Here is a 16,503-nt window from a genome sequence, read left to right as displayed (position 1 = left end):
TTAAGGCAGGTTTACAGCCGGTCCAAAAAAATCATGGATACGCTTAGTTATTTTAAGATCTTCTTTATAGTGTTCCGATACTTTAAAACAGGAGAAACCGATATCATCAAGTTTTATAGCATGACTGTGTACCTGATAATATGCAACAAGCAAACGCAATAGATCAAGAAAAAATGTATGCTTTTTATTGGCATCGAAGACATTAGGCACCTCTACCACATACTTATATTTTTCTATCACTAATTCGATATTATCATAGCAGTCATTAATGTGGTAATTGGCCCAGAAGTCTCGTATCACTTTTAAAGGGTCATATCCTTTGTCGTTTATTTCATAAAATGCTATCTCTAAGGGTAGCACTGGAATATATTTTTGGTTCATTTTTAAGGTTCATAAAGATGACTTGAGCCCTGCTCTATCTTATGAAAAGGGCATAGCTTCCCCCTTTGCGATTTTTTCGCATTAAAAAGGGTTGTCATTAGCAGAGTTTTTTTAACACTACTGATCAACAAATAGAAAATTAACAGATCCGAAAAACGCCTAAAAATTGGTTACAAGTTATCTCTAGAGGTCATTATGGCGCTTCCTCTCGGAAAGAAATAAAAACCCGACCTTATCGATATAGAATAACAATACAAAAATATAGTTTTTAATTTTGCTGTTTAAAAATAAAATCCTACTTTTAAGGTGTTAGAAGTCTCGAAAAGAGCAATTTTATTAATTACACAAAATTAAGGGTGTAGTGTATCAAATACAGATCGGGAAAAACCTAGTCTAAGGGCCTTTTCTAGTTATACCTATTCGGCACAGACTATATGCGGATGCCGCTATCCCCTATTTTGGTTTTATACTGTTTTTAACCGATTATTCTGGAGCCCGAATAATCTTACTTATTAAAATTGAATAGCAAAACCGAATGCTAACCTCTTTGGGGTAAGCATGGTGTTTTTGGCGGTCTTTGAATCGTTTTGTCATAATCCATTTTGGTTATAAAAACGATGTGACTCTCCAATTAAGGAAGTTCGGAGTGGTAGAAACCAATAGGGCGAACCTTGCTGCTTATATGGTTGAGGGAAACCGGCAGGAAACCCTATAGCAGTATAATCTACAAGAGATTTTTCTGCTTCACCTCCAAAAAGACTGATGCAAAGCTCGCCCTATTGGCTATTAAATATCGGTAAAGATAAAAATAATCCAATAGAATGGCGAACTCGCAGTCTTCTCGCAGGTAAAATTTTGCCGGTTTTCTCAAACGAGAGACATCGTTAGTGTAGGACTACTCCCACACTTATTGTCGCAATTAACATAAAGCAAATATAAACAACCATTTCCATTTTTCAAAATAATATTAAAAAATGGAAATGGATTTATTTAAACAACATGAATATACCTCTTATTTTTCTAAAGAATGTTGAGATCGCAAGAGAACATTTAGGTCTTTCTGCGAATGATATAGACAATTTACTTAATCAGTATCATATAAAATACTCTTCATTAAAGAAAAAAGTTTCGATAGAAGCTGCTTACTATATATCTAAAATATTTAACAGAATTATTGAAGATTTTATTAATGACAATTTTCATCCATTCGAGCTGAATACAGTAAATATTGAAACACAGCAATATATACAACATAAGACAACAAATGAAAAAACAAAAGTAATTTCCGGTTTTATAAACGCTTATGTTATAATTATTATAAAAAATTTCCCAAAGGGTAGTCAGTTTATTAATTCTGATATAATTTCAAAACTGCCGCCAATTTTGAACTTAGAAACCTCTATAGATTGGACAAGTGGTTTATTAAAGGGATTAGTAAAGAACACAAATACTTTTAGGAAATCAGAAAATGATAAAGAACCTAGAAATCGTGGTGAAGCCATTTACGAATTAAAGATGGAAGTACCAGAGCATACTATAATGAAAGCAATTAAGAAAGTGGATGCTCAATGGCTAAAAGAGTTTGAAGAAAAAATTAGTGACGGAAAAAAACGTAATTCGATATAGAAACGTGACGCGTTATGGCCGCACAAGAACAGGCATTTAATTTGTAATACCCTTCAAATAAAAATACTTGATAGAATGTCTTAATAATATATTCTATCAAGTATTTTTATTTTTAGAAAGACCCCCACTCTTCTCTCCCCTTACTGACAAAACTCTCCAGTTCTTTGGCAGGATATTTTTAAAAATGACCTATTTATTTAAATAGTCCAAAGCTTTCTCCAATACCTCATCTCTACCCTCCTGAACACCTTTAATACTTGGCTTAGCAATTTGGTCTATTTTAATACCGACACGTTGGGTTTCACGCTGATCTGGGTAATATACACCCAATCCAGATAGCATTGTCCTTTGATTGCCTGGTAAATCAATATAACTGACATTACCGTCTGCACCCGCTGTCTGTGATCCGAAAACCTTGACATTGGCAGCGGCCTGGTAAGCCATCACATGATATTCCGCAGAACTCTGCGTATCTTCATTGACCAGAATAGCCACTTTACCCTGATAACAATCATTGGCATTCTCCCCAACTTGTAATGGGCTGCTCATTACAAAAGTGCCGGGATATTGAAGACTCGTGCTGGTAAAACGAACGAAATCAGTAGGCTTGGTTAACAACAAGGGTGTAAGCTTGAATACTAAAAAATCACCAGGATAATTGCGGTCATCAATCACAACACCTTTTACCTTGCTCCAGTTTGCCATATTTTCTGTGATCATCTTACCACGCAGCAAACTGTGATTGATATACAAAATATTATTGTCCATCATCTTAAAAGGCACGGTATCTCTTGAAGCAGGTTTAATTTGGCCAGAGGGTATTGCAGCAATATCTACTTTAATCTGCTGGCCATCACGTACTAACTCACAGCGCACAATCTCGCTATTGCTTGTCACAAGCTTTCGCGCCAGATCACGATTGGCAACCGCTTCATTTGGTGTGCTCATATAAGCCCATAGGGAATCTCTGATTTCTTCCACCTTTTTATGCTCTTTAGTGATTAACACATCCCCTATCCTAAGTTTATCTCCTGATTTCTCACTGTCAAAGACTTTAGTCACCACGGCTTTTCCCTCTATCATGCGTATTTCAACAGGCATTCGGTACTTACCATAAAAACCTACTAAGCCTTTAGGTATGCTCCATAATCCTGTATGCGCATCTTTAACACGTGACACCATCTTCAACAGTGAAAGGCCATAAGATCTATCATCCCGGCTAAGGATCATTTCCGGTACCGAGATTTTTAATACAGTGTCCCATTTGGGATCCGTCAGATTTTTATAGGGAGAAAAGTACTCAATCATATTCCAAAAGCGAAAGAGCGTCAACAAACGAAATCCCGCATCCGCAGAATATACATTTTCGTATTTTTTTTCATTCTTAAAAAGAACATTGCCTGCACCCTTAGCAAAATCAAAATAATGATGCTGATCGAAACTACTATAACGAATACGTCTTAATTTATCCTTGAGGCCATCGTTAAAAGGAAGACCGTCAATCCAGCTATAATCTACCTCATGAACGACATTTTCGACATGTGGTTTAGCATAATTGGCTGTGGTACCAAGGCTATCTAGCAGCGCTGCGTAATGCGACTCGATGGATTTATTATCTTTTGCCATAATAACAGTATTCATAGACTTAAATAACTGTTGATCCCAATCGTACTTCCCTTGTGCTACCGCTGGATGCTTATATTTCAAAAAGCCCCAGATTCTTCCCAAATCCACCAAGCGTTGATCAATCTCAGCCGTATTGTTAAAATCAGAAATACCTGAACTCACAGGGTCACTAATCCCTTTTGCAAACGGAACAAATATTCCCATTTCTCTAGTAATATCTTTACCATCGACAGTAATAAGTACATCATCAACCCACATCTTGCCCTCCCCAGACAGAAAAAATGCAATGGATATCCCTTCGGTTTGGTCGGGTACCAGCTTCGTCTTCAGCTTAATATTTTCCCAATTTTTTGTTCCCCGAATTTGACGATTAGCCATATTATCAAAAAAGACTTTCGGATCTATTCGCAACATCATCGCAGCATAGGATCCTTCTGTGATATTCTCGCGCTTGATCATGGCAGATACCTCAATGGAATCGCCTTTTAAATTTGACGGCAACCACATCATGATTCCACCAAATCCTTTATTTTTCTTTATGCTTTCAATCTGGAGTGCTCCCTTTGCACTGTAATATGTATTCTGATTGATACGGCTCTTGAAGGCGGTAGTGTCTCCGATATTGAACCAAGGGCTACCAATGGGCTTATCAAATGAAAAGTTAAAGTTTTGTTGACCATACAGACGATTCGAGATCGTCGTTAGAAGAACAACAAGGAAAATAAATAGGCTATTAGATCTCATAATTAAAATTTTCATTAAATTAACCATTTAATGAATTAATTGCAACTACCTTTTTAAGGCTTATACAAAAATATTTTTGATCTTTTATTTTGCATAACATTGTAAATTTAACCGCTTTTTATAAAAATTAGATAGAAAAGGAAAATTGACAGTATTTGCTTTTATTGCCTCATAAAATTTAATTAACTTCACATTACTAGAAGAAAAATAAATGGAAATAGCGGAAAAATATCTATTGGGCTTAAAAAAGACTTACTATGACAACAATGGCGAGGAAGCCTGGGATCATTTTGAACAGATTAAACATGGTGCAAATAAAACAGATCTGGAGAAGCTCAAAGAGATATTTTCAGATATCCCCCAAGCACTCGTAGAACTGCTCGAGTATGTTGATGGGACCTATTGGCGAACCTACGCCGATGAGGAAATAGCTTTCTTCTTTCTAGGGTCTGACTTAAATGAGTATCCATATTATCTACTTTCTTCTAAAGAGATGATCGAAAATCAATCTATTGCACATACCTATTATGCTGATTATATCGATCGGAAATATGACCACGTGGAAATTGATAGCAAGATTACTGATAAATCAGCGAACTTAAAATGGCTTCATTTTTCCGACTGTATGAACAACGGTGGCACTTCACAATTATTCGTAGATTTCAGTCCTTCAGAAAAAGGTAAAAAAGGGCAAATAGTACGTTTCGTGCATGATCCCGATGAGTTTTGCGTCATAGCGGATAGTTTCGATGAATATCTCCAGTTGCTGATCAATAATGGTTATAATTTTATTGATGAAGAAGATATGTATTAATGATAGGCTTATGTGTGAATCCAATGAAGAGTAACCCCATATTGTTATTGTAAATTTTGTAATTTCGGAAATGAATACTCAAATAAACAGCAAAAACTAAATGGGATGGATCACATATTTTACTTCATGATCTTTCTTTTATTTTTTTGCGTACCATGCCTATTTATATATTTTCTCTATTGGATCTTGAAAAAATCAGGTCGTAAAAAAACTGGCATCATTGCTTCGATAGTTTTAATCTTACCGTTTCTTTTTTTCACTTCATACATCATCATGGATGACCTATTATTTTCCAAATCCGAAGCGAGAGAAATATTAAAAGAACATCAGGTCATACTGCATGATGATTTCGAGGTCACTTTCAACCAAAGCGGTGGTTTTAGAGACTATACACATAAATTTGAACTGTCCATCTCCGAGAAAGATAAACGAACATTTATTGAAGGGAGAATTTGGGATGATAAACCGGATGAACGCATACAGATTCACTCGCCATTAGTGGACAGGTATGAAGGTGATACATTGAGGGCTAATTATACAAACGGCAAGTATTATATCTATTCTATGTACCGTCCTAATGGCAAAGGAATAGCACCGACATTCGTAGAGATCAGTGTACTAAAAGGTAAAAATACACTTACATACGAAGAGATTTTAGATTAGATCTTTTAACTCCTCCATTTTATAAGAAACCCTTCCATATTTTCCTTCGATTTCATTAGATATTCATACATGGTATAAATCTTCATTATTTTTCAAAAATTAACACTTTTTGATTGGATTTATCAATATTAGAGTTTAAATCATAGCTTTGGTAAGATATTTCTCAAATGACAGATCTTAGCTTAAAATATCCCATCGTTCTTATCCACGGTACATCTGCCAGAGATAACAGTTTGTTTTGGGGAAGAATTCCAAAGACATTTAGAGACAACAACATTCTGTTTTATTACGGAAAAACAGATGGCTGGGCTAATGTTTCCAATAACGCACAGATGTTAAAAGCAAATCTATTAAGACTTGTAGAAACAACAGGTGCTGAAAAATTTAATCTGATCGCTCATTCCAAGGGCGGAATAGACGCTCGGCATTTTATTTAAACACTAGGGGGACATGAAATAGTCGCATCTCTAAGTACGCTATCAACCCCACATTTGGGAACACCAATAGCAGACTATCTAATAGAAAAACATCTATCGGAAGATTCTATCACTAAAAAACTTGTACACCGTATTTCATTCTTATTTGGTGGTCAATCTCCAAACCCAATCGAGGTAATTCGAGATTTGAGTGTAAGGGAAATGCAGAGTTTCAATCAGTTCAATCCCAACATGGACAATGTATATTATCAGAGCTTTGCCTCAACAATGAACATAGCACAAGATGATCTGTTATATGCCCTGACGTTTAAATATCTGACACGGGTAGCTGGTGAGAATGACGGGATGATACCGTTACAAAATGCCGCCTGGGGTGATCGATTTGAACACATACGTGCGCAAAAAGGTATTTCCCATGCTGCTATAACCGATATAATGCGTAGAAATATCGGAAATTTGCAAATACCACAAATTTATTTAGACATTATTAGCGGACTGGGGTCATTGGGATTATAACTATCTGAAAAAATAACGATAAATTAGCGTATTTTGTCCAGCTCAATACCTTGGTCAAACTAGTGCGTTTGCCAAAAGTGGTGAAGTGTCTATGTCATTAACATTATTTTTGAGACGATATTTCACTTTTTTCGACACGCATCACAATAGAACAAGCACTGGAGACGAAATCAACATATTTCAATAAAAAAGCCAGTCCCTTTTTAAAAAGAACTGGCTTTTAAAGTATTTTGAATGAATATTATTTTAGTTTTTCGATCTGCTCAACAGTCAACCCAAGAGCTTTCGCAATATTCTCTATAGCTACACCTATTTTCTTAAGTTCTAATGCGGATTTGAGTTTCTCCGCTTCGGCTTTGGCGCGCTCTTCCAGCTTACCCTTTTCAAAACCTTTTTCCATACCCTCCTTTTCAGCATACGCAATCGTAGCATTATAGGCACGTTTCTGTTCCAAGCTTGATATGTATGACATCTGTTCCTCTGGCGTTAACTTTGCCAGTTCTCCTATTGCAAAGATACGGGAGAATATTCTTTTATCCAAATACTTAGGCAATCCCTCCAACTCATCGAGGTGCTTCATCAGGTACATCCACTGATCGATGATTGTATCTAGTTTGGCCAGGGGTTTATTAAAGTTGGACAACACCAGCAGCTTGTAACTTAGCTTGGGATAAAGGACTTCCTGATCGAACTCATCGATGATCTTTGCGCTATAATAATACTTTTCCCTGTTTGCTAAATCTATCGGAAACCCCAGTACAGCGATAAAATATACAGGTGGAAGTTCATAATTATTTCCAGCACGTCCTTTCTTGGGCAGACGGCTTATCGTCCGAGAAGTATAGCTGACAGCACGGTCAAAAAAGAAATCTTGATTTTGAAGCTGCATTTCCACCAAAAAAACCTCACCACCAGTGCCTACACAGCGTAGGTCAAAGATTACTTTCCGATCGTACGGTTGATCCCCATCCTCCTCTACATTGCTGTATGTAAGATCCGCTACCACGTGCTCTCCCTCAAGCAGACTATTCAACAGGTTGATTAGATTTTCCTTGTGTTCTTCTCGTCCAAAATAGAGCTTCCAGCCAAAATCAGAAAGCATACTGATGTACTTCGATGTGTTAGCTCTTTTATTCATTTAGATCTATAATATTGGTTATTCGCCTTAAAGATAATAAAAAAAAACTAAATATATTAGTATTTTTATTTATAAAGATTAATAAAATCACCGATATCAGGGATATTCTTATCAGACAGTCTGTGCTAACTTTAATTCGAAAAATTGATTAAAAATAAGCAATGAGAAATATCATGATTGTTTCAACTTTTTTGACACTATTGAGTTGTAAAACCAACGAACAAAAATTCCGGATTTCCCCTATTTATGCGGAGCCAAAAAAAATAACAAGCGATGTTTCTGAAAACGGCGTCTCCCATAAATTTAACACGTTTAAAGAGATTACAGAGCGACTTAATCCCCTGATTTTTATGATATCCAAAGAGGAAAACTTATTAAAATTCCGTCTGCAGGGCAATATTTCCTCTAGTAGCCATTATATCAATCACATACAGAAAATCCGAATCGAAGAGGAATTAACGGGGAATACTCTTAGGCTGAAATATATTGTCGAGATCAAAAGGATAGCGGGCAAAGAAAATTCGAATATTCGGGGTTACAATTATACAAAGGATGAAACCTATAAAATCCCTGCTGGAGCTAAGATTATCACGATCGAATTGTATGAAAATTTTGTAAATAAATCGTCAGATGCGAAGCCTAGATTAACTGCTCAACAAAGCTTCAATTTTTTTGCACATATGTAGTCCAACATAAGATATAGAGTGAAAAAATTAAAACAAAAAGAAGCATAAATTAGGAAATGGCCTATTCAAAAAGTATTTTTTAATTTCATGGAAAGGAAATTGAAACAAAATTTATTCTTGTCAAAAAAAAGTGTATCTTAATCATAAATCACAGCCACATGAAACGCTTATATATCCTATTTAGCTTTGCATTGTTATTCTCTTCGATAGTGACAGTAAAAGCTGCTCTTTCTTCCAATAAAAATTATTCAAAGCAGTTAACTGATACGCTTTCTGATAATATCCGAAAGTATATTACACAATTAGCTGTTTCGGAAGGCTTAGATAAAAGCTCAATTAAAATAAAAACCGATAGCTGGGGAGAAGTAACCGTTTCAGACAACTGGGGTAAAAGTGTCAAATATAGCAAAGACCACTGGGACGGATATACAAAAAAGGATAACAACGGACTTAAAACTTCGATAAAACAGGATTTTTCCGGCAATATAGTCGTAAAATATAACAACGGAAAGGAAAAAACGGTCAGAAAAAATATAAGTGGGGATTTTGATATTTCTGATCAGGACGGGAGTCCATCCACTGCTTCCATAAATACCCTCGATAATTTGGAGATACGTGACAACCATGGGAACCTCACTACTATTTCAAAAAATATCTTCGGCGGTTTAGATATCCGTGATGCAAGTGGCAACCACGCCACTGTATCTAAAAATGTTATAGGTGGCTTAGACATTCGTGACAGCCAAGGAAATAGCAGTCGTGTATCAAAGGATATTTTAGGAAACCTGACTATTGAAAGTAACACCGGTAAAAGTACAACCATTAGAACAGACATATTGGGTGGCAAAACAATTGAAGACAACAAAGGGAGCCGTGTTTCTGTAAGAAAGGATATATTTGGAAATTATGAAGCCAGCGATAACAATGGAAACCATGCGTCTATTAAAAAGGATATCTTTGGAAAAGTAGTCATTGATGATCCAAAAGGGATCTTGGAAAATGTGAAGCTTCAACTGATCGAAGATTTATTGAAGGAATAAAATCAGCAGAGACACTCTAAATAAGCTTAAAGCAATTATGAATGATACACAAGATTTATTTTTATCAAAAGACATTTTACCCCTATTTGATTATACATTAAACTCAGATAGTCATTCGGCGCTCTGCGAACTTCTACAAAATCCTTTATCATCTATGGGCCAGATCAACGATAGACAAGCAATCCTTAAACAAATTATTTTGTCAATATCACGCTGGAATGACTACTATTACCCCAAAATTGAATATGTAGATTCACATAAGTTCTTATGTCATTTCCCATTCGAGAAAAATATTGTCTCAGGATAATAAATAATCCATCAAAAAGTCGCGACTTCTTCCAACAACGGCTGCCAATCAAAACCAAATGGCATAGCGATTAGCTTCCCATCAGGCGTTAAAATATACTTGCTCGGATACCCACTGACCTTAAAGTTTTTTTCCACCTGATTGTCTGACATCAGCACGGGGATGCTGTAATTATTTCTAGCAATAAAGCTTTTCACTTTATCTTCTGTATCATTACATGCAATACTCATAAAACCAATCTTGTCCCATTGTGATTTATCGGCCTTCAAATCTTCATAAAACCTATTGAGTTTTGGCATCTCCGCGACACATGGACCGCACCACGTGCCCCAAAAATCAACCAATGTCCATTTACCTTTTAAGTCAGCTTTCGCGATTTGGCTATTCTCCAGATTCGTCAAAGCAAAATCTGGCGCATCGGGCAATTGGGGAACGACCTTCTGAATGAAAAATTCACTGAATTTCTGTTCCGGATAGTAATATTGGTAAAAATCACGTAACCCGTTATAGCTAGTACCTTGAACCGTCAAAAACTCATCAATATATTTCTGTAAAGCGAGATCTTTCTTACCGCCTGCGGCCAATTCTGTAAGATATTCTTCCGCATAGCTTCTCTTAGATTTCAAAAACATAATATCGTAAGACGAGTTGTACGCAACCTCTGCCTGATTTTTTGGTGAGTATAGGGCAGCTTTCTCCAAATAGTTCAAAGCTTCTTGCTTATTGTTTTTATTCGTCACTTGGAAGGCTAAATAGTTGGCCGTAGCGAGATGCGCACGTGTTATATTGCGATGGTCGGTCTTATCTGCATTATAAAGTACCGTAAGTTTTGAAATAATATCTGCTAACAATTGCCGACTGTAGTCCAGATCTACAGAGGCCATCCGCTGATAAGCCAATAACGCATATCGCCCGATATTTCCATTTATCCAATAGTCGTCATTAAGATCCATCAACTCATTAAGCATTTTTTTTGATTGCGATAGATTGTCGGTCTGCTGAATAATCCGCCGTCCCAATACCATCGGATAGGTATATTGTTTTTCAATTTCGGAAAAATAATTGACTAATAAGTCGGTCTGTTCATCGGAAGACAAGGCTCCTGCTTTCGCTGGTCGCCCCAAGTGTTGATATAAACCATTCTGCATCCAATCATATCGTTTTTCATGGTCTAGTAACGGAATTGCTGCGATAAACTTATCTCTTGATAAGTCCCCATTGTAGAGGAAATTCAAAAGATGATGTGTACCCGCAAGAAAATTGACCGGCGCATCGTTCAAACTTAGGTCATAAAGTTTATGGTTCTTAATTTGCTGAAGTAGACTTAGTTTTCGCTGTACGAATGACCTATCATTTGGAAAAATAGCATCATACTTAACGATATAATCCATCACCTTCAAACTATCAATTGCCTCATCGGTATAAAGCGCCTTACTGGCAAAGCTGCCATTCAGTAGCATCTCCGCGTATGCTACATTGTAAGTACTGGACACAACGGTATCGATCACTTGTAATTTTGTTGTATTGATAAATGTCCGACTATCATAACTATATTCATTTTGCCGCGAGAGCATAACAGGTAAAAGTGTCTTCTTATCGACAACAAGCTCTCCCTTCAAAAGCGTTGATGTGTCCCTTAAAGTGAGATACAAATTTTTCTTATCGTTTTTGGCAATTTTGTACAGTTGTTTTTTGACTAGCACTGGTCCGGATTGAAGTCTCTTTAAGATATCTTTACCTAGATACTTATAATTTAACCCGCTACAAAGAAACTCTGCTCCAACCATAACATTATTCCTTACCATATCCGTGATATCGTCCGATAACTGCCAGTACTTTGCTTTTGACAGGATCTCTTTTCTAAGTGAAGATGTATCAACAATAGTCTCTTGATGCTGGAAATTGAAGCGAATAGGTTGTTGTAAGTTCGTCAAAATATCAATCAGTATGCTGGAAGATAAAACATTTTGGTTACTGTCAGGATAAAAACTGGAAAAGAAAAATGGATTACGGGAATCCTTATATTCAATAGCATTAATCTTTATTTCTGAAGGGAATTCTTCTTTTGATGCTGATTTGTTCTTAGACAATGTAAAATAGGTTGATTTAGACTGTATAAGCTTCCCTTCGGACATCAATTCCTCGGTTATCTTATAATTAACGCCCTTTTGGCCGAAACAGACAGAATTCAATAAAAGGAATACGAATAATAATCTTCTCATCAACAAATAGTTTTATATGGTTATCACTAAAATTAATAAAAATTCCGTTTAAAATACAATATACAACCAATTAAAAAATATATAAAGCAAAAGATGACTCCTTTGTTCTTCAGTTCTTTATGATCTTCCCCGCATCGGAAAGACTCGTAACTTTGGACAAAACCAATTGATATTCTTTCAGATAGAAAAGTAATAAATCCATTGATCTTGATTCCATAAAAACTCGATTTTAAACCACTATGCAGGTTGCAATTTAACGGATTATTATAACAGATGTTTAATATCGGCCTACCGATTGGTAACGAGTAAGGGAGCAGAAACGCAAGCTTATTACTTTGAGCCGATCAACGAATACCCTATAATCCGGAAACTTCCAAAATGCCAATCGCTCAAACCAAGCCTTGTCCAACATGATATCTACACATCTACGTTTTTTTTATAACGAATCTTAACCCTTAACGCGAGGCAGGTAAAACAGATTGAAGCAATACCACGCAATAAACCTGCGCACTTAAATATACTAAACAAATAATTTTTCGAAATAAAAAAAATAACAAACTAATAATCAGATAAATAAACATTAACCGCACATTAACCTCTTATTACGCACATATAACGCGTAGGTCAGCTCGCAATTTTGTAATGTCAGTTCAGAATAGTCTGGCACAAATGTTTAACGATAATGCAATGATTATGAAATTCAACTTCCTTAACACTAAAAAACAGCTGATTACGAATCATGAAAAAGCAAAGGCTTATCTCATGACACCAGAACTGGAGTTGTATACTATGGTAGTCACAACTGGATTGAATGACTCATTTTATGAAACCGGCAACAGTAGATTAAATCGAATCAAGGAGCTGGTCATGACATGCGAATCGATATTTGTCGCCAAACTGGCCATCTATGCACGTACTGCGATGAACTTAAGGTCCATCCCGATAGTACTAGCTGTCGAATTAGCGAAGAAAGCCTCTGGCGAGTCGATCGTTAGTAAAGCAGTGAGCCGTGTAGTATTGCGTGCTGACGAGATAACTGAACTTCTGGCTTATTACCAGATTGCAAATAACAGAAATGGAGCGAAAAAGTTAAGTAAACTTTCCAAACAAATCCAAAAAGGTCTTGTAGCCTCTTTTAACAGATTTGATGAATACCAGTTTGCAAAATATGACAGGAAAGCTGAAATTAAGTTAAAGGATGCATTGTTTCTTGTACACCCTCGCCCTAAGAACGATCAACAGCAGGCTATTTTTGACAGGATCGCAGCGGATAAACTTTCAATCCCTTATACTTGGGAAACGGAACTTTCTAAATTGGGTCAGGAAAATTTTGATAACGCCCTGGCCAGAGCTGATGCTTTCGCCAGAAAATGGGAAGAGTTGATCGAAAGTAAAAAAATGAGTTATATGGCTTTGCTCAGAAATCTTCGTAATATACTGGAGGCCAACGTATCAGCACAACATATCTTGATGGTCTGCAATTATCTAACGAATGAGCAAGCGGTATTCAACTCTAGACAACTTCCGTTCAGGTTTCTTTCAGCTTATAGAGAGTTGAAAGTGCTAAAATCGGGTTTAACGTCAACTGTATTGACAGCATTGGAAGATGCCACGTTATGCAGTGCCAGAAATATAAAAGGCTTCAGTTTTGAGACTTCTGTCATAATCGCCTGTGATGTATCTGGATCTATGCAAAAACCTATTTCGGCAAAAAGTACGGTTTTACTGTATGATGTAGGCCTAATGCTAGCAATGCTATTACAGTCACAATGTAAAGATGTAACAACAGGGATATTTGGTGATACATACAAAATAATCAATATGCCTAAACATCGGGTGCTGACGAATGTAATGGAATATTACAAACGAGAAGGTGAAGTAGGCTATTCGACAAATGGATACCTGGTCGTTGACGATCTAATCCATAGAAAAAAGATCGTGGATAAAGTCATGATATTTACTGACTGTGAATTATGGGATAGTAATTATAATGGTAATTCTTTGGAGAAGTCATGGAATAATTACAAAAGTTTAGCCCCAACGGCGAAACTCTACCTATTCGATCTGGCGGGATATGGAAAACAGCCCATAGATGTTAGACAAAATGATGTTTACCTATTAGCAGGCTGGTCGGATAAAGTGTTTGACATACTTTCTGGTATGGACAATGCCCTATCCGCTGTCGAACAGATCCATCAAGTGGAAATATAAGATCATCCCGCAGTAATTTGGCTGCGGGATTAATAAAAGGAATAAAATAAGCAAGTGTCGTAGAAGAGAGTTACTTCGCATTTGAGTTGCCCGTGTCACAGGTTCGAGTCCTGTCTCTATAGGTATTTAGAGTAGCTCAGTTGGTAGAGCAGGAAAAACAGTCTCTTTTCGTTAGTTACCTTGCTTTATGATAAAATTGGATAAGTGCCGTAGAAAAGAGTTACTTCGGTCCAATGGCAGGTTCAAATCCTGCTTCCGATCAGTTCTAGATAGACGATATCGAAAACGTCGGAAAAGACTCTTTTCGTCAGTTGCCTTTTTGATGCTAAACAGAATGCCGTAAACGATAGTTACTTCGTCACCATGAAGGGGAGGAATAATGAAGTTGTAAAATCAACAAGATTATCCGGTTCGAATCCGGCAATGGCTAGCCCCCACTATTGTTGCTTTTTGCTTCTGTTTTTTAAACTAGAAATTTGTCAAGTACAATGTATTCTCTTACATTGTACTTTTGATGGCAAGTCCTCCCAAAAGACTGGATATATGAGATTCAACACGAATGAAGTTAATGGACAAAATAGATTTTATACCACTTATTGAACTTCCTACCATAAAGGGAGCACAAAGCAATATAGTACCTGCAGGAACTTCCTTTACGAATACGACAGAATGGGATCTATATCAAGAAATTGAATTAAGGAAAAACTATATTGATATCCCCCGTCCAATCACAACAGGAATTTATCAATATAGACTTTTTGACATTAAGATTGAGGATTTAAGAACAATCATCAAACTACATATTGGAGACATGCCCATAAAAGACTCTTGCACACTATTTGGTGGGTACGCAATTTCCATTAATGGACAGATCGAATTGTATCCACAATGCTGTGGCCTCTTAGAAGAAATCCAACAATGGAAAAGAATACTAAATGAAAATTTCGAAGATTTTTCACTATTGGAGTGCCACCCCTCACCCCGAATCACCAAAAATCAAGACAGGATTATCATTTTCTGCGACGATAAAGACGAACCTTTCTTTCCATATTTTTCAAAAAATAAAATCGAACTTGACTACCAAACCATAAAAAAAGCATTGCTAATCTTATTAAATCAGTTACATTTTTTCTCCGAAAAATTAGAGAGTCTAGCAGCGGAATTTAAGGTAAATAATATTGCTAACATCTTGATTTGGGGACAGAATGAAAATAAAGAATCTAACAAGGAAGATTAATTTCGGCATATTGCTAATACACAAAAAAACAAACAGAAGAACCCAAGCTTCGCTTGATGGAAAAAATTAACCATAAGATCTGAGAAGAAAAAGAGAAAGTTTTCGATTAGAATAATCCCCCAAATAATTTAAGATTTCCAAAAGAAGATTAAAATTCCTAAAATTGCATGCTCATTTCGACGAGATCTATTGCGACATCGCCAACATGAATTTGCCTTGGCTTGTAGAAAGGAATATAAGCAAATAAGTCAAATCTCTTGCTACAAATGGGCTAAAATTAAACGCTTATAATAAGATGAAAAAGCTTATATTTTTTCTATTACTGATACCTTTCTGGGCAGGTGCTCAGGAGCAGAATATCCAAGACTTTGTCATAAAAGAGAATCTTTCCAAAAACGGAAAACTTGCGGTCGTCGCTTTGGATTCAATAGGCAATACCAATGAGACTATCAATGGGAACTACCTATTTACCATTAACGGTTTCTCTCAGGCGCTCCAATTTCACGAGGGCGTAGCGGTGCCGGCTCAAAAAATCGAATCATCTACTTTTGTATTTTTTAGTCACAAAAACCAGGAGAAATCCAAAGGTCGCCTGTTTTATATCTACAAGACAGATAATGGACTTTCTCCCTTTGCCATCAGCGGACTGATGTTTTTGATCATCCCTGCCGTTGTATTGGGTATCGCCTATATGTTCAAAAAAGTGATTATGACAGCCATTGCGCTGGCAATTGTTTTCTTTATATTCAATCATTCACAGGGATTAGATTTAAGCAAGATCGTTGAGTCAATTTTCTCCAGTCTAAAGAATCTGTTGGGCTAGCATGCAATAGCAGTACAGCAAAGTCATTATCC

At 36.4% G+C, this 16,503-nt stretch carries 14 protein-coding genes and 1 tRNA gene; 11 read left to right on the top strand and 4 right to left on the bottom strand.

The genetic code is table 11. From position 1 onward, the window contains the following. Positions 1 to 381, bottom strand: a complete 381-nt coding sequence (locus DCO56_RS21475) for a hypothetical protein (RefSeq protein WP_108635789.1) — start codon at positions 379 to 381, stop codon at positions 1 to 3. A gap of 999 nt (positions 382 to 1,380) precedes the next feature. Here DCO56_RS21475 and DCO56_RS21470 point away from each other — a divergent pair. Next, positions 1,381 to 2,007 (top strand): hypothetical protein, encoded by a 627-nt coding sequence (locus DCO56_RS21470; RefSeq protein WP_108635788.1) that lies wholly within the window; start codon positions 1,381 to 1,383, stop codon positions 2,005 to 2,007. A gap of 189 nt (positions 2,008 to 2,196) precedes the next feature. On the opposite strand, the gene DCO56_RS21465 is transcribed toward DCO56_RS21470, so the two are convergent. Continuing rightward, complete coding sequence (locus tag DCO56_RS21465) at positions 2,197 to 4,377, bottom strand: S41 family peptidase (RefSeq protein ID WP_181390637.1); 2,181 nt, start codon at positions 4,375 to 4,377, stop codon at positions 2,197 to 2,199. Between the two features lie 211 nt (positions 4,378 to 4,588). Between DCO56_RS21465 and DCO56_RS21460 the strand changes: the two genes are divergently transcribed. The 4 genes from DCO56_RS21460 to DCO56_RS21445 all read left to right on the top strand — a co-directional run bounded on the left by DCO56_RS21460 (position 4,589) and on the right by DCO56_RS21445 (position 6,807). Beyond that, entirely contained in the window at positions 4,589 to 5,191 is a 603-nt protein-coding gene (locus DCO56_RS21460; protein WP_108635786.1) for an SMI1/KNR4 family protein, read from the top strand. A gap of 273 nt (positions 5,192 to 5,464) precedes the next feature. Further along, on the top strand, positions 5,465 to 5,854 hold the full coding sequence (locus DCO56_RS21455) for a hypothetical protein (RefSeq protein ID WP_108635785.1): 390 nt from the start codon (positions 5,465 to 5,467) through the stop codon (positions 5,852 to 5,854). Positions 5,855 to 6,021: 167 nt separating this feature from the next. Further along, positions 6,022 to 6,291 (top strand): esterase/lipase family protein, encoded by a 270-nt coding sequence (locus DCO56_RS21450; protein WP_108635784.1) that lies wholly within the window; start codon positions 6,022 to 6,024, stop codon positions 6,289 to 6,291. 54 nt (positions 6,292 to 6,345) lie between these two features. Beyond that, positions 6,346 to 6,807, top strand: coding sequence for a hypothetical protein (locus tag DCO56_RS21445; protein ID WP_146191111.1), 462 nt, complete (start codon positions 6,346 to 6,348; stop codon positions 6,805 to 6,807). A 241-nt stretch (positions 6,808 to 7,048) separates the two neighbouring features. On the opposite strand, the gene DCO56_RS21440 is transcribed toward DCO56_RS21445, so the two are convergent. Continuing rightward, complete coding sequence (locus tag DCO56_RS21440; RefSeq protein ID WP_108635782.1) at positions 7,049 to 7,945, bottom strand: Rpn family recombination-promoting nuclease/putative transposase; 897 nt, start codon at positions 7,943 to 7,945, stop codon at positions 7,049 to 7,051. 161 nt (positions 7,946 to 8,106) lie between these two features. On the opposite strand from DCO56_RS21440, the gene DCO56_RS21435 reads away from it, so the two are divergent. Continuing rightward, positions 8,107 to 8,631: a hypothetical protein gene (locus DCO56_RS21435; RefSeq protein ID WP_206531792.1), complete on the top strand. Its 525-nt coding sequence runs from the start codon at positions 8,107 to 8,109 to the stop codon at positions 8,629 to 8,631. A gap of 158 nt (positions 8,632 to 8,789) precedes the next feature. Continuing rightward, positions 8,790 to 9,671 (top strand): hypothetical protein, encoded by an 882-nt coding sequence (locus DCO56_RS21430; protein WP_108635781.1) that lies wholly within the window; start codon positions 8,790 to 8,792, stop codon positions 9,669 to 9,671. 318 nt (positions 9,672 to 9,989) lie between these two features. Here the strand turns inward: DCO56_RS21430 and DCO56_RS21425 are convergent, their stop codons facing one another. Further along, on the bottom strand, positions 9,990 to 12,200 hold the full coding sequence (locus tag DCO56_RS21425; RefSeq protein ID WP_108635780.1) for a TlpA family protein disulfide reductase: 2,211 nt from the start codon (positions 12,198 to 12,200) through the stop codon (positions 9,990 to 9,992). 693 nt (positions 12,201 to 12,893) lie between these two features. Here DCO56_RS21425 and DCO56_RS21420 point away from each other — a divergent pair. From DCO56_RS21420 to DCO56_RS21410, 4 genes are all read left to right on the top strand, one after another. Then, on the top strand, positions 12,894 to 14,411 hold the full coding sequence (locus tag DCO56_RS21420) for a TROVE domain-containing protein (protein WP_108635834.1): 1,518 nt from the start codon (positions 12,894 to 12,896) through the stop codon (positions 14,409 to 14,411). A gap of 130 nt (positions 14,412 to 14,541) precedes the next feature. Next, positions 14,542 to 14,670, top strand: a tRNA-OTHER gene (locus tag DCO56_RS29355). Between the two features lie 300 nt (positions 14,671 to 14,970). Then, positions 14,971 to 15,648, top strand: coding sequence for a hypothetical protein (locus DCO56_RS21415; RefSeq protein ID WP_108635779.1), 678 nt, complete (start codon positions 14,971 to 14,973; stop codon positions 15,646 to 15,648). Positions 15,649 to 15,943: 295 nt separating this feature from the next. After that, positions 15,944 to 16,471: a hypothetical protein gene (locus DCO56_RS21410; RefSeq protein ID WP_108635778.1), complete on the top strand. Its 528-nt coding sequence runs from the start codon at positions 15,944 to 15,946 to the stop codon at positions 16,469 to 16,471. The last annotated feature ends 32 nt before the right edge of the window (positions 16,472 to 16,503 follow it).

The sequence above is a fragment of the Sphingobacterium athyrii genome (assembly GCF_003071065.1).
Lineage (GTDB): Bacteria > Bacteroidota > Bacteroidia > Sphingobacteriales > Sphingobacteriaceae > Sphingobacterium > Sphingobacterium athyrii.
The sequence above is the reverse complement of the archived record's forward strand: the minus strand, read 5'-3'. Positions and strand labels throughout refer to the sequence as shown.

What these genes read in the sequence shown, in the direction of transcription:
- DCO56_RS21475 (WP_108635789.1), bottom strand. Translation starts at nt 381, where the DNA reads ATGAACCAAAAATATATTCCAGTGCTACCCTTAGAGATAGCATTTTAT.
- DCO56_RS21470 (WP_108635788.1), top strand. Translation starts at nt 1,381, where the DNA reads ATGAATATACCTCTTATTTTTCTAAAGAATGTTGAGATCGCAAGAGAA.
- DCO56_RS21465 (WP_181390637.1), bottom strand. Translation starts at nt 4,377, where the DNA reads ATGAGATCTAATAGCCTATTTATTTTCCTTGTTGTTCTTCTAACGACG.
- DCO56_RS21460 (WP_108635786.1), top strand. Translation starts at nt 4,589, where the DNA reads ATGGAAATAGCGGAAAAATATCTATTGGGCTTAAAAAAGACTTACTAT.
- DCO56_RS21455 (WP_108635785.1), top strand. Translation starts at nt 5,465, where the DNA reads ATGGATGACCTATTATTTTCCAAATCCGAAGCGAGAGAAATATTAAAA.
- DCO56_RS21450 (WP_108635784.1), top strand. Translation starts at nt 6,022, where the DNA reads ATGACAGATCTTAGCTTAAAATATCCCATCGTTCTTATCCACGGTACA.
- DCO56_RS21440 (WP_108635782.1), bottom strand. Translation starts at nt 7,945, where the DNA reads ATGAATAAAAGAGCTAACACATCGAAGTACATCAGTATGCTTTCTGAT.
- DCO56_RS21435 (WP_206531792.1), top strand. Translation starts at nt 8,107, where the DNA reads ATGAGAAATATCATGATTGTTTCAACTTTTTTGACACTATTGAGTTGT.
- DCO56_RS21430 (WP_108635781.1), top strand. Translation starts at nt 8,790, where the DNA reads ATGAAACGCTTATATATCCTATTTAGCTTTGCATTGTTATTCTCTTCG.
- DCO56_RS21425 (WP_108635780.1), bottom strand. Translation starts at nt 12,200, where the DNA reads ATGAGAAGATTATTATTCGTATTCCTTTTATTGAATTCTGTCTGTTTC.
- DCO56_RS21420 (WP_108635834.1), top strand. Translation starts at nt 12,894, where the DNA reads ATGAAATTCAACTTCCTTAACACTAAAAAACAGCTGATTACGAATCAT.
- DCO56_RS21415 (WP_108635779.1), top strand. Translation starts at nt 14,971, where the DNA reads ATGAAGTTAATGGACAAAATAGATTTTATACCACTTATTGAACTTCCT.
- DCO56_RS21410 (WP_108635778.1), top strand. Translation starts at nt 15,944, where the DNA reads ATGAAAAAGCTTATATTTTTTCTATTACTGATACCTTTCTGGGCAGGT.